The 12421-nt window shown below is 63.5% G+C and carries 15 protein-coding genes and 2 pseudogenes; 3 read left to right on the top strand and 14 right to left on the bottom strand.

Annotated elements, in window-relative coordinates; genetic code table 11:
* Window positions 1–36: 36 nt before the first annotated feature.
* Genes GO999_RS21755 through GO999_RS21730 form a run of 6 tightly spaced genes read right to left on the bottom strand, consistent with a single transcriptional unit; the run spans window position 37 to window position 4789 of the window.
* The gene (locus GO999_RS21755; protein ID WP_028861976.1) at window positions 37–339 is read right to left on the bottom strand and encodes a YciI family protein; all 303 of its coding nucleotides are present in this window, start codon (window positions 337–339) and stop codon (window positions 37–39) included.
* A gap of 2 nt (window positions 340–341) precedes the next feature.
* Entirely contained in the window at window positions 342–1622 is a 1281-nt protein-coding gene (locus GO999_RS21750; RefSeq protein ID WP_162913544.1) for an MFS transporter, read from the bottom strand.
* 11 nt (window positions 1623–1633) lie between these two features.
* On the bottom strand, window positions 1634–2050 hold the full coding sequence (locus tag GO999_RS21745; RefSeq protein WP_028861974.1) for a cupin domain-containing protein: 417 nt from the start codon (window positions 2048–2050) through the stop codon (window positions 1634–1636).
* 6 nt (window positions 2051–2056) lie between these two features.
* A complete protein-coding gene (locus GO999_RS21740; protein WP_049842331.1) occupies window positions 2057–2725 on the bottom strand; it encodes a DUF2848 domain-containing protein in 669 nt (222 codons plus the stop codon).
* 3 nt (window positions 2726–2728) lie between these two features.
* Window positions 2729–3874 carry a methionine aminotransferase gene (locus GO999_RS21735; RefSeq protein WP_162913545.1) on the bottom strand — a complete coding sequence of 382 codons (1146 nt, stop codon included), beginning with the start codon at window positions 3872–3874 and terminating at the stop codon, window positions 2729–2731.
* A 27-nt stretch (window positions 3875–3901) separates the two neighbouring features.
* Window positions 3902–4789 (bottom strand): type 2 periplasmic-binding domain-containing protein, encoded by an 888-nt coding sequence (locus GO999_RS21730; RefSeq protein ID WP_211906855.1) that lies wholly within the window; start codon window positions 4787–4789, stop codon window positions 3902–3904.
* A 327-nt stretch (window positions 4790–5116) separates the two neighbouring features.
* Here GO999_RS21730 and GO999_RS21725 point away from each other — a divergent pair.
* Both GO999_RS21725 and GO999_RS25130 read left to right on the top strand, forming a co-directional pair.
* Window positions 5117–5350: pseudogene (locus tag GO999_RS21725) on the top strand (transposase); the annotation flags it as partial.
* An 11-nt stretch (window positions 5351–5361) separates the two neighbouring features.
* Window positions 5362–5493, top strand: a pseudogene (locus GO999_RS25130) (IS5/IS1182 family transposase); the annotation flags it as partial.
* Between the two features lie 123 nt (window positions 5494–5616).
* Here the strand turns inward: GO999_RS25130 and GO999_RS25125 are convergent.
* The 8 genes from GO999_RS25125 to GO999_RS21685 all read right to left on the bottom strand — a co-directional run bounded on the left by GO999_RS25125 (window position 5617) and on the right by GO999_RS21685 (window position 11797).
* Window positions 5617–5790 carry an IS3 family transposase gene (locus GO999_RS25125; protein WP_164775022.1) on the bottom strand — a complete coding sequence of 58 codons (174 nt, stop codon included), beginning with the start codon at window positions 5788–5790 and terminating at the stop codon, window positions 5617–5619.
* Window positions 5791–5915: 125 nt separating this feature from the next.
* A complete protein-coding gene (locus tag GO999_RS21715) occupies window positions 5916–6254 on the bottom strand; it encodes a cytochrome C oxidase subunit IV family protein (RefSeq protein WP_011004814.1) in 339 nt (112 codons plus the stop codon).
* Window positions 6255–6262: 8 nt separating this feature from the next.
* A complete protein-coding gene (locus tag GO999_RS21710; RefSeq protein WP_011004813.1) occupies window positions 6263–6967 on the bottom strand; it encodes a heme-copper oxidase subunit III family protein in 705 nt (234 codons plus the stop codon).
* Entirely contained in the window at window positions 6964–7572 is a 609-nt protein-coding gene (locus tag GO999_RS21705) for a cytochrome c oxidase subunit 3 (RefSeq protein ID WP_058908000.1), read from the bottom strand. Before GO999_RS21705 ends, GO999_RS21710 begins: the two co-directional genes overlap by 4 nt.
* Window positions 7569–9329 carry a cytochrome c oxidase subunit I gene (ctaD, locus tag GO999_RS21700; protein ID WP_071092927.1) on the bottom strand — a complete coding sequence of 587 codons (1761 nt, stop codon included), beginning with the start codon at window positions 9327–9329 and terminating at the stop codon, window positions 7569–7571. The genes GO999_RS21705 and ctaD overlap by 4 nt, the downstream gene beginning before the upstream one ends.
* A gap of 12 nt (window positions 9330–9341) precedes the next feature.
* Window positions 9342–10496: a c-type cytochrome gene (locus tag GO999_RS21695; RefSeq protein WP_111375228.1), complete on the bottom strand. Its 1155-nt coding sequence runs from the start codon at window positions 10494–10496 to the stop codon at window positions 9342–9344.
* A gap of 224 nt (window positions 10497–10720) precedes the next feature.
* Window positions 10721–11233 (bottom strand): hypothetical protein, encoded by a 513-nt coding sequence (locus GO999_RS21690; RefSeq protein ID WP_011004809.1) that lies wholly within the window; start codon window positions 11231–11233, stop codon window positions 10721–10723.
* Between the two features lie 105 nt (window positions 11234–11338).
* Entirely contained in the window at window positions 11339–11797 is a 459-nt protein-coding gene (locus GO999_RS21685; RefSeq protein ID WP_011004808.1) for a DUF3293 domain-containing protein, read from the bottom strand.
* 155 nt (window positions 11798–11952) lie between these two features.
* On the opposite strand from GO999_RS21685, the gene GO999_RS21680 reads away from it, so the two are divergent.
* Window positions 11953–12408 (top strand): universal stress protein, encoded by a 456-nt coding sequence (locus tag GO999_RS21680; RefSeq protein ID WP_011004807.1) that lies wholly within the window; start codon window positions 11953–11955, stop codon window positions 12406–12408.
* The last annotated feature ends 13 nt before the right edge of the window (window positions 12409–12421 follow it).

The following is a 12421-nucleotide window of genomic DNA, read 5'->3' as shown; positions in this document are numbered from 1 at the left end:
ACCCGATACGCGGGATGCAAATTCAAGCCCGCCCCGTTATCGAGGCGCGGGAAAACCCGTTCGTTGTTCCCAGAGATTGACGAACGGCAGCATGCTGACGCTGGCATACAGTCCCGCAACCGTGTAGGGCTCTGCCTGGATAAACGCTTTCGCTTCTTCGGCGGAGTCGAAATCGAGCACCAGCAGGCTGCCCACCGGAGTCGTTCCATCTTCTCCGAGCAGTGGCCCCGCAAAGGCAAACCGGTCTGCGAATTCTGCGAGGTACTCGCGGTGGGCTGGCCTGAGCTTTGCTCGCAGGTCCGTGCCCGGCACGTCGATGTTGTAGAAGGTGTAGAGCATGTTTATGCAATCTTTTGGGAATACACGTTTTTTCCACGGGTTTCGACAAGACATAGACCCGCGAGCAAGCCGATTGCGGAAACCGCTGCGAGCAGCTCGATTGAATAGGTCATGCCTTGCAACCCGAAACGGTCGATCAGCGCGCCGATCAGCGGCTGAAAGATGGCGGCGGCCATGAACATGCTGGTGTTGGTGACACCAATGGCCATCCCCGCGGAATCGGGGGCGTTGACTTCTTTCGCAATGGCCCAGATCAGCGTGTAGCTGGTCGAGGCGATGCCTTGAATGGCGAAAACGATATAGCTTTCTCCAGCAAATGTTTTCATCGGCCCCAGCATCGGAAGCCATGACACCAGGTAGATGGCGGCGAGCATCAGGAGCAGCCCTTTACGGTTGCCCAAGCGGTCGGACGTTCTGCCAAGAAAGAGTGCGGTGACTGCGTGACACAGGATCATCACCAGCACGTGGGTCGACGCCTCGCTTTTTGTCAGCCCGACGGCTTGGACGAGATAGGGCACGGCCCACAGGCTGGTGAACGTGAAAAACGTACCGCAGATGCCGAAGCCCACCCAGAAGCACGGCCATGTTCGTGCGTTCGTCACGACCGCCAGCAGTTGCCGAACCCATGATCCGCGCGTTGCGGCAGTGGCGGTGCTGGAAGGGCCGTCCGGATGCGCGAGCCCGAGGTCGGACGGTTTGTCGCGCACATACAGCGCGATGAGCGCGCCAGCGGCCAGCGTCAGCACGCCAATGCCCCCGATGATGAGCCGCCAGCTCACAACCTGCGAGGCCATTTGCAATGGCGTGGTCGATAAGATCGACCCCAGGTTGCCGAAGAGCAGCGTCAAGCCGCTCAGGGTGGCGAATTGTCGCGACGAGAACCAGGATGCATTGAGCCGGAGCAGCGCGACGAATGGAATCGCGGCGCCCAATCCGATGAAGCCGCGCCCGATGCATGCGATGCCCACCGTGTGCGCACTGGCGAAGACGAAGGCGCCGAGCGCTGCCATCATGCAGCCGGCCACCAGGAGTCGCCTCGGGCCCAGCGTGTCGGCAATGATGCCGGTGGGGATCTGCATGGCCATCACGACGAAAAAGAACACGGCGGTAACCGATCCCAGCTCCGTGCTGGTGGCGGAGAATGCTTGTTGCAGCTCCATCGACAGTGCCGCCGGTGCAACGCGATGAAAAAAGGACACCATGTAGGCGAGGATGGTGAGCCAGAATGCCGTCCACTGGGCGACGCGAAGCCCCTGTTGTTCCGATCGTGCTTTATCGTGCATGGAGAAGCGCCTCATGCCGGGAGCGCATTCGACGCGGCAGTCACTGCGCGATCTTTTGCGTAGTAGTGGATTTCCAGCAGCATGCAGCCATGTTCGGATTTGAACGGGCCGTGATAGGCGCCAGGCGGCCGGCAGGCGTAGGTATGCGGGCCGAACGGTGTGCCGCCGTTGCCGTTCGCGTCATTGCCAACGGTCAGATCCCCTTGCACCAGATAGACCTCTTCCCAATAGGCGTGCACAAACGGCGCGGTCGTATAAACGCCGGCAGCGAAGCGAAGCAATCGGGTGCGGCAGCCCGTGGCGGTCTCCGGCGACAGGTCGCCGCACAGAATCTTTTCCTCGATGCCTTCTGGATACCCTGGCGGGACACTCCAGCCTTCGGTCAGGTCCAGCGAGAGGAATTCAAGGTGAGGTTTGAGCATCGTCATCTCCTATCAAAGCACTTTGGTCCGGTACGTACAGGCGAGCGTTCTTCCAAGCACCGGGTCATGCAGTTCGGCGCGAAAGCAGTCTGCGGCGCCGACAGCGCCTTTGACCGGCACCGTTCCGCCGAAGAGCACATGACCATGGTCGAACGGCGCCTCAATCTTCGAAAGCAGCGTCCGTGGATGCAGCAGTTCCGACGCCGCGCCTTCCTGGTACAGCCGTTCGATTCCATTTGTTGTCGCAAAGCTGCGCAGCATCAGTTGATCCCAGTGGGATTCGACTTCGTCCAAGCGCCAGCAGGCATGGCTGACGGGTTTCGCGCACACTTGTTTCGACAGGGCGATGTCGTGTCGCTCAAGGGCGCGGTCGGTGTGGTCGGAGCCGACGGTGACGTATAGCTGCCCGTCCAGGTTGAACAGGCAGAACTCCACCTCCCCGCTTGAGCTGTCTCCGACGGTTTCGATGACGGGGGCCGTGGTCAGCAGCGCGCTGGCAACACGATAAAGCGTGGGGGTTTGCTCGGGGGGCGCAATGCCAATGGCTGCAAGCTCGTCGATATGGTGCTGAACGGCCATTGGGTTTCTGCCGGTCCATCCCGCAATCGTGAGCGTGTTTGCCGCCAGTTGCATGGTTCGGGTGGTGCTGCCCTCTTCGCGGAATTCGAGCGTGGTCATCATGGTTCAGAGATTGCGAAGAATATCGGTGGCCGCATCCAGCGTTCTTTCTTGCTTGGCAAAACAGAAGCGCAGGAGTCTTGCCTGTGCATATTGCGAACCGAACCCCGATATCGGTAAGCAGGCGACACCGTGGGTCTCGATCAGCCGATTCGCGAATTGCGCGTCAGGCAGGTCGGAGATGGCCGAGTAGTCGGCCAACTGGAAGTAGCCGCCGCCAGTTGGGGCGAACGTGAAACGGGAACCCTCCAGTCCCTTGAGAAAGCGGTCTCGCTTGCGACGAAAGAGTTCGGGCAAATCGCGGTACGCTGCGTCATCCAACACGACGGCCATTGCCTGTTGTAACGGCGTGGGCGCTGCATAGGTGTTGAATTGCAGGATCTTGCGAATTTCATGCGTCAGTGCCGCGGCACCGATCGCGTAACCGATCCGCCATCCCGTCACGTGCATTGTTTTGCCGAGCGAACCGACGACAACCGTGCGTTTGCGCAGCCGCTCATCCGAGATCGCAGTAATGTGCGGTTGTTCGAAAACGATGTTGTGGTAGACCTCGTCGCTCAGCACGAGCAGGTTGTGCCGGTCGGCCAGTTCGGCGAGCCGCGCGACGTCGCCCGCCGTCCAGCAGCGACCGGAAGGGTTGTGCGGACTGTTCACGATAATCATGCGTGTGCGAGGCGAAATGCGATCCTCGACTTCGTCCCAGTCGATTTCGAACTTCGGTGCTTGTAAATCCACGCAGACCGGCACCGCGCCCGCAAGCAGAATGGCGGGGGCATACGATTCGAACGCGGGCGAGAGGAAGATGACTTCTTCGCCAGCGTGGATCAGGCTGCCGACCGCCGCCGAGATCGCCTGGGTGGCCCCCGCCGTGATGGTGATTTCCGTCTCGGACGACAGATCGAGCTGGTACAGATTCCAGAACATGCGGGCGATGGACTGTCGCAAGGCTTCCGAACCCTCCGGGAGGCCGTACTGATGGTAGTTGCCTTGCGCGGCTTCCGTCAGTGCGTCCAGCAATCGCCGGTCGGGCGCAAAGTCCGGAAACCCTTGCGACAGGTTAACGGCACCATGCTTCTTGGCGGCGCGCGACATGTCGGCAAAGATGGAGCCCTTGATGTGGGGCAGCCTGGAGTCGGACACAATCGACGACATAGTCGAATTCATATAATGTTTTTTGAATCAGGCAATGGGAACCAGCACGTCTGCGAGCATGTGCTCGGTGATCAAGCGTTGCCGCACCAGCTCCATCTTTCTTTCCAGCCGGACCGCGGCGTGATGCGGAAGGCCGCGGCCAACCTGGATGCCACGCTCCCGCATCGCTCTCAAGTTGTTTTGCTCGCGGGTCGCTTGCCGATTGAAGTACCGGGCCTGGATCTCGCGCCCGGCCCACTTCAGCGCCCGCTGCCATCGTTTTGGCATGGCGATAAAGCTCGACTCCCGCACGACGAGAAAGCAGAGCGGCGTGCTGTAGCCGAGCGGCAAGTAATTACGGCAATATCGAGAAAGCGACGTGCCCGCCGACCCATCGCCAGAGGAAAGTACCGCGTCGATTTCTCCGCTGTCGAGCGCGGCGGACAACTGGGAAAATGGCATGCGGACAGCCGTGCAACCCAGCGCCGAGAATACTTCGCTGGACAAGGCGTCATACGTTCGGATCCTGCAACACGCGAGCTCCTCTTCGCAGTCGATTGCACGCGACGTCCATAAGCCCGTCGGAGGCATTGGGACCGATGCGATGAGCCGAAAGCCTGCGCGATATAAGCCGTCTTTGAAAAGACCACGGAACCGTCTGGCATCGTCTTCCGCGTCGTGCCATCCGGCTTCGCAAGGGATGGCGGCCAGTTCGAATACTCTGGCATGCCCGATCAGAGAGGCGCCGAAGACAGCTCCTCCATCGAATTGCACGTTTGACGCTGCACATGCTCCCAGCACCGGTTGCGCTGTGTCAAAAAGAGCGTCGATTTCAAGCTCAGTGCCGATCGCGTCCTGAACGAGCGTCGTCAACGCGGCCATGGCCTCGCCTGGCAGGGTTCCCATCGGATATTCCGTTGCAAATGACAAGCGCATGGTTTTTTATGCTGTCTCAGGCGCATAGATAATGCGACGGAGTGTATTCAGCGCATTCGTAGAAATCACCGGGTCGATTTGCTATTGACATTCTGCTTGTCTGGGTGGTAACGGACAGGGCATGCCGCCCATGAGTGTGCTTGGCGGCAATGCATCTTGCGGATTGCCTGGGTGGCGGTTTTACAATGCGCTTTCCCGGTTTTTTGGGGACGCCATGCGTGTACTGCTAGGGAAAGACTGATTTATTCAGCACGAAAGTCATCGTTGAGTCGTTTGTAAACGTTGTCATGTGCATGCCCCAAAGATGAGTCTGGCATGAAGTGACAGATCAGTTTTGCGGAAGCGGAAAGCCAGGGGAAGACGCGGGTGACGCGCCGGCAGCGCTTCTTGACGGAGATGGAAAGCGTGGTGCCGTGGTCGCGTCTGATTGCGGCGGTCGAACCGCACTATCCCAAGGGCAAACGTGGACGGCCGCCGATTGGTCTGGAGCGAATGCTGCGCATTGACTTCCTTCAACAGTGGTACGGGTTGTCGGACGAGGCGCTGGAAGATGCGCTGTACTCATGAATCTGTTTGGTCATAGCAAGGCTCGCTACAAGGGTCTGGTCAAGAACACGGCGCAGTTGTTCAGTCTGTTTGGTCTGGCAAATCTGAGGCTCGCCAGGAAGCTGTTGTTGGCCTCAGAGGGGCGCAATCCGTCTTGAGCGCGCAAAGCGCGCCAGGAGAGGTCCGAAACGAGAGAAAAACGGCTTGAATCGGCCCATCTCTCCCGCATTGCGAAAACCGAGGTCCTTGGTGTGTGCAACATCACGCGCAAACCTCATTGATCAGCAATGCCCTAAAGACATCGCATGAAAGCGCTTGGGTAATCCCCTACGCAGAACAAGGCTGACCGAGGGACGGATGCGATAGCGCCCAATCTGTTCGCCTTGGGCGCGCAGCGCGTACATCACGCGTCGGCTGCCGTAGCTTTGGCCACTGGCGGCGAAGACTGCCCGCACATGCACTTCCTGACGTAGTTTGGCTGCGCTGGGCCGTGCATGTTGATGTGCGCAGCGTGGTGGTCTGGGCCCTCTGGAGCGTGCCGCAGCGGTGACCGGCCGCGGCGTCGGGCCGGGGGCGGCGTTCAGTGGAAGAACAGCGCCCGCATCCCGAAGGTGTGATGCGCCTCCGCCGCCATCAGCACCATCAGCACCAGCAGGCACAGGGGCGGTATCAGGATGGCGTACACCAAGGCCAGCCGCTCCCACATCATGTGCATGAACACGGACACGATCAGGCCGGCCTTGGCGATCATGAGCGCGACGATCAGTGTCCAGCGCATCAGGCCCTGCACCCGGAAGTAATCCACCAGATACGACAGGGTGCTCAGCACGAACAGCAGGCCCCAGATCTTCAGGTAGATGCCGATGGGGTGCTGCTGGCCATGGGCGCCGGGTGCGTGGGATGGATCGGTGTGCTCCATGGTCTGCCTCACCACAGGTAGAACAGCGCAAAGATGAACACCCAGACGAGGTCGACGAAGTGCCAGTACAGGCCCGCGATTTCGACGATCTGGAAGTTGCCGTGTTCGGTAAAGCCCGGCTGCAGGATCTTGCGCGCGATCAGCAGCAGGTAGATCACGCCGCAGGTCACGTGAAAGCCGTGGAATCCGGTAATCATGAAGAAGCACGCACCGAACTGCGCCGCGCCCAGCGGGTTGCCCCATGGGCGCACGCCTTCGTGGACGATCAGCTTGGTCCATTCGAACGCTTGCATGGAGACAAAGGTGGCGCCCAGCAGCGCGGTGGCCAGCATCAGCGCGGCGGCACGCCTGGCGTTGCGCCGGTAGCCGAAGTTGACGGCCATCGCCATGGTGCCGCTGCTGCTGATGAGCACGAAGGTCATGATGGCGATCAGCAGCAGCGGCACGTCAACGCTGCCGATCCTCAGGCCGAACACCTCGGACGGATTGGGCCACGGCACCGTGGTCGATATGCGCACCGTCATGTAGCCGATCAGGAAGCTGCTGAAGATGAAGGTGTCCGACAGCAGGAAGATCCACATCATCGCCTTGCCCCACGGCACCTTGAAGGCTTCGCGGTCGGCCGACCAGTCGTTGACGATGCCGTGCCAGCCTTGGGGCATCGCATCCGGCAAGGCTTCGGTGGAATCGGTCGGGAGCGTGGGCGTGCTCATGGCGTGGCTCCATACAACGGCCCGCAGATGGCGGCGACGAACGCGGGTGTGATCCACCACATCGCCGCCAGCAGCACGAGCCACACGGCCAGCAGGAAGTGCCAGTACGTTGCGCACAGGGCGACGGCGCGCCGGGCGCGTTCGGGATCGGCGCGCAGGCGCGCGGCGGTGATGCTCCAGGCGATGAGGCCGCCGATCACATGCAGCGCATGCAGGCCGGTGAACACATACAGGAAGCTGTTGGACGGGTTGACCGTCACGCCCTGTCCGGTGGCCGACAGCTGTTGCCACGCCGTCCATTGCCCGATCACGAACAGGGCGGCCAGCGCGCCGCCCGCCAGCAGCCACGTTGCGCGCCGCGTGCTTGCCTGCCGCGCCATCTGCATCGCCGCGCTGGCCAGCGCCAGCGCGCCGGTGTTCCACCACAGCAGCACCGGATGCGGGACCGGCATCCAATCCGCTTCGCGCATGCGCATCGCATAGGCCAGGATCAGCAGCGAGAACAGCGTCGTCGCCACGCCCATGAAGACGCGCAGGCCGATGCGTCCCGCGCCGGGCAGCACGGGCGGCGTGCCGGGAACGAAGCGGCGGGGCAGGGTCGTCATGCGCGCACCCCGCCAGCGTGAAGGATATCGGCTTGCGCCCCGGGTGTGCCCGGCGGCGGCTCGTTCTGCGGCACGAAGTCTTCTGTGCGGTCGGGCGGGCTGTATTCATACGCCCAGCGGTACACCACCGGCAGCGCGGGGCCCCAGTTGCCGTGCACGGGCGGCGTCTGCGGGGTCTGCCATTCGAGCGTGGTGGCGCGCCACGGGTTGCTGTCGGCTTTCCTGCCGCGCACCAGGCTCCACGCGAGGTTGACGAGGAACAGCAGCTGCGCCGCCCCCACGGCGAGCGCAATGACGGTGATGACCGTATTCAGCGTCTGCGCCGAGGGCGGGATGAAGCTGTAGCCCTCGTACGCGTAGTAGCGCCGCGGCATGCCGAGCACGCCCAGGTAGTGCATCGGGAAGTAGATCAGGTAGGTGCCGATGAAGGTGATCCAGAAATGCACGCGGCCCAGCGTGTCGTTGAGCATGCGGCCCGTCACCTTCGGATACCAGTGGTAGAGGCCGCCGAACACCACCAGGATCGGCGACACGCCCATCACCATGTGGAAGTGCGCCACCACGAAGTACGTGTTGGACAGCGGAATGTCCACGCTCACGTTGCCGAGGAACAGCCCGGTCAGCCCGCCGATCACGAAGGTGCTGATGAAGCCGATGGCGAACAGCATCGGCACGGTCAGGTGGATGTCGCCGCGCCACAGCGTCAGCACCCAGTTGTAGACCTTGAGGGCGGTCGGGATGGCGATGATCAGCGTGGTGGTGGCGAAGAAGAAGCCGAAGTACGGATTCATCCCCGCCACGAACATGTGGTGCGCCCACACCACGAAGGACAGCACGCCGATGATGATGATGGCCCACACCATCATCTTGTAGCCGAAGATGTTCTTGCGCGCGTGCGTGCTGATCAGGTCCGACACGATGCCGAAGGCCGGCAGCGCGACGATGTAGACCTCCGGATGCCCGAAGAACCAGAACAGGTGCTGGAACAGCAGCGGGCTGCCGCCGGCATGCTTGAGATGCTGCCCCATCGACACCACCGCCGGCACGAAGAAGCTGGTGCCCAGCGTCTTGTCGAGCAGCATCATGATGGCCGAGACGAACAGCGCCGGAAACGCCAGCAGCGCCAGGATGGTCGCCATGAAGATGCCCCACACCGTGAGCGGCATGCGCAGCAATGTCATGCCGCGCGTGCGCGCCTGCAGCGTGGTCGTCACGTAATTGAGCCCGCCCATCGTTGCCGCGACGATGAAGATCGCCAGCGACACCAGCATCAGCACGATGCCCAGCTCGGTGCCGGGCGTGCCGGGCAGGATGGCCTGCGGCGGATACAGCGTCCAGCCCGCGCCGGTCGGCCCGCCCGGCACGAAGAAGCTCGCCACCAGCACCAGCACCGCGAGCAGGTAGACCCAGTAGCTCAGCATGTTGAGGAACGGGAACACCATGTCGCGCGCGCCCAGCATCAGCGGGATCAGGTAGTTGCCGAAGCCGCCCAGGAACAGCGCGGTGAGCAGGTAGATCACCATGATCATCCCGTGCATGGTGACGAACTGGTAGTAGTGGTTCGCGTCGATGAAGGCGAACCTGCCCGGAAAGCCCAGCTGCAGCCGCATCAGGTTCGACAGCACGAGGCCGACCAGGCCGATGGCGATGGCGGTGAGCGAATACTGCACGGCGATGACCTTGTGGTCCTGGCTCCAGACGTAGCGTGTCCAGAAGCTTTGCGGGCCGTGCTCGTGGTCGGGGTGCGCGTAGGACATCGTGCTGCCTCGCTAGGGTTTGGCCGCGCTGGCGGCGCCTGGGCCGCCCTGCGCCTTGATGTAGGCCACCAGGGCGGACAACTCCTGCTCGCTCAGGTCGAAGTTCGGCATGACCGGCGCGAAGCCCTTGACCACGCGCGCCTTCGGGTCGCGGATGAACGCACGCAGATAGGCGTCATCCACCGGCGCGGTGCTGCCGTCGGCCATGGTTTCGGTCTTGCCGTACAGGCCCTTCCAGGTGGGGCCGACGCCGGGGCTGCCGTCCACGCTGTGGCAGGCGACGCAGCCCTTGGCCTGCGCCAGCGTCTTGCCCTGGTCGGCCATGGCCTGGGCGCCGGCACTGGCGCCGGCCGTCGCGGAGGCCGCCTGCACCGTGGCCTGCTGCCGTTGCGCGAAGGTCGGCTGCTGTTGCAGCCAGCGGATGAACGCGGCTTCGTCTTCCACCACCACCACGCCGCGCATGCTGGCATGCCCGATGCCGCAGAGCTGGGCGCAGAGGATGTCGTAGCGGCCGGCCCTGGTCGGCGTGAACCAGAAGGTGGTGACCATGCCGGGCACCATGTTCATGCGGGCCCGGAACGGCGGCACATAGAAGTCGTGCAGCACGTCGCGCGAGCGCGTGAGGACCTGCACCGGCCGGTTGAGCGGCAGGTGCAGCTCGGGCGTCTCGATCAGGTGGTTGTCGCGGCCGTTGGGATCGGCGGGGTTCAGGCCGAACGGGTTGTCGTCGCTGATGTAGCGCGTGTCCGTCGTGCCCAGCTTGCCGCCGGGGCCGGGGAAGCGGAAGCGCCATTGCCATTGCTGGCCGAGCACTTCGAGCTGCAGCGCGCCGGGCGGCGGCCGCACGTAGTCGGCATAGACGAAGAGGCCGGGCGCCAGCAGCGCCGCCACGCCGACCGCCGTCACGCCGATCAGCCACCACTCCAGCCGCCGGTTGTGCGGTTCGTAGGCGGCGCGATGGCCGTCGCGGTGCCGGTAACGCAGCAGCGCGGCCACCACGAACAGATTGACCGCGATGAAGAGCGTGCCGGTGATGACGATGGTGATCGTCAGCGTGTCGTCCATGCGCACCCAGTTCGATGCGATCGGTGTGATCCACCAGGGGCTGGCAAAGTGAAACCCCACCGCCAGCACGATGATGAGGATCAATGCAATCGCAAGCGCCATGTGCCACCCCGCTGTGCGCCACACGCTATAGCAAGGCTAGTCCTCTGATTTGCATCGTGCAAGGCAGCGCCCGGGGGAGGGCCGCCCCGCGTGCGGATCGCGACGATATGCGCGCGGCATGCTGCGGCGCAATGCCAAACGGCCGCCGCCGGCAGCGAAGGCCGGCGGCGGCCGTCTTCCGCAGCGCCGCCCGGTATGCGGCGCCGCGGGAAAACACCGGCGCGTCAGCGCATCGCTTCCTGTGTGCGCCGTTCCAGCATGCCGTACGTGATGGCGGTCGCCACGCCGAACAGCAGGTTCGCCAGCAGTGGCCCGGAGCCGCGCTCCGAGGCGAACCACGGGAACACCACCGTCATGCCGTAGAAGTTGACTACATAGGCCACGATCCCGAAGGCCACGCCGATGGCGGCTTCCATGCCGACGCTCGAATCGAAGTGGAACGGCGCGATGACGGCGCCGAGGATCATCCCCATGACGGCGCCCAGCACGAAATGCAACACCAGCGCGGTTGCCACGATGCCCAGGCTGAACAGCGACATCTGCTCGAGCGCGCTGGGGCCCATGACCATGGCCGCGATCTTGTGGGTGGGCCGCCACGGGCTTTCATTGAGCACCATGGTCGACCAGAAGAATTCCAGCACGATCACCAGCGCGCCGCCGATGACACCGGCCACGGCAGCGGCCAGCCAGTCGGGCATGCGGCGCTCCCAATGGTGCGATTGCATGTGCAGTTCCATACGACCTCCTTGCCGATGTATCGACTCCAGCACCCAGGCATCGATCGCGTCACTCGTGTCTCGGGTCAGCGCCGTGCGCGTGTCAGAAGTGCGTCCTCTGTGGATTCAGAATGGCAGATACGGATGCCAACGCAAGGTGCAAAATCCATGCGCATCGCACATCACCACGGCGTTCTGCTCGAAGTTCAGCATCAGCGTATCGGCGATGGCGGGGTCGTCGACGAACAGCAGCAGGCTGGGTTCCGGCAGCCATGTGGTGTCGTCGGCATCGGGCGGGCCGCCCTCGCCGTCGAGCCATGACAGTCCGCGCGCGATCGCCCAAGCAAGCAGTTCGGTCTGGCGGGCGGCGTTCTCTGCGGCGCTGACCGGATGCGAGAACGGCTGGCAGGCCGTGACGAACACGGCCCACGGCGCCTGCGCCTGCTTGAGCAGGGCCGCCACGCCGGGGTCGGCCGCGTCGATGCGCAGCAGCACGTCGCCGGCCGGCGCGGCGACGCGATAGTGTGCACGGCGGTATGCCGCGATCAGTTCGGGCGTGGGTGCGGGCGGGTGCCGGTGCGACATGGGTGAGCGGGCGGCGGGGCGGGCATCATTGTTGCGCGGGTGGGGCGGGGCCGTCTGATCTGGCGCAACGCAGGCGGGTTCCGGATATCACAGAATACCTTTGCACCGGTCAAGGCCGGCGCATCCCCAACAACAACTCTCCTGCGAGGCTCTCTATGTACAAGAAGATTTTGGTGGCGGTGGACGGCAGCGGCACCAGCAAGCTGGCCCTGGACGAGGCTGTGCGGCTGGCCAAATCGGCCGGCGGCACCATCCGCGCCATCTATGTCGTCGACAGCCCGGCCATCCTCTTCGACGTCGGCTATTACGATCCGATCGAGCTGCGCAAATCGTTCATCCAGGCGGGGACCACGCTGCTCACCGACATCGAGACCCGGCTGACCAAGGAAGGCGTGCCCCAGCAGGCCGCGCTGATCGAAACCCAAGGCATCGGCGAAGACGTCGCCGGCGCGCTGCAGCGCGAGGCGGTCAGGTGGGATGCCGACGTGGTCGTGATCGGCACGCACGGCCGCCGCGGGCTGGCGCATGCCATGCTCGGCAGCGTGGCGGAAAAGTTCATCCGCCTGGCGACCATGCCGGTGCTGCTGGTGCGCGGGCCCGCCAAGGACTGAGCCCGCGGCACCC

The sequence above is a fragment of the Ralstonia nicotianae genome, assembly GCF_018243235.1.
Classification (GTDB): Bacteria; Pseudomonadota; Gammaproteobacteria; order Burkholderiales; family Burkholderiaceae; genus Ralstonia; species Ralstonia nicotianae.
The sequence above is the reverse complement of the archived record's forward strand: the minus strand, read 5'-3'. Positions and strand labels throughout refer to the sequence as shown.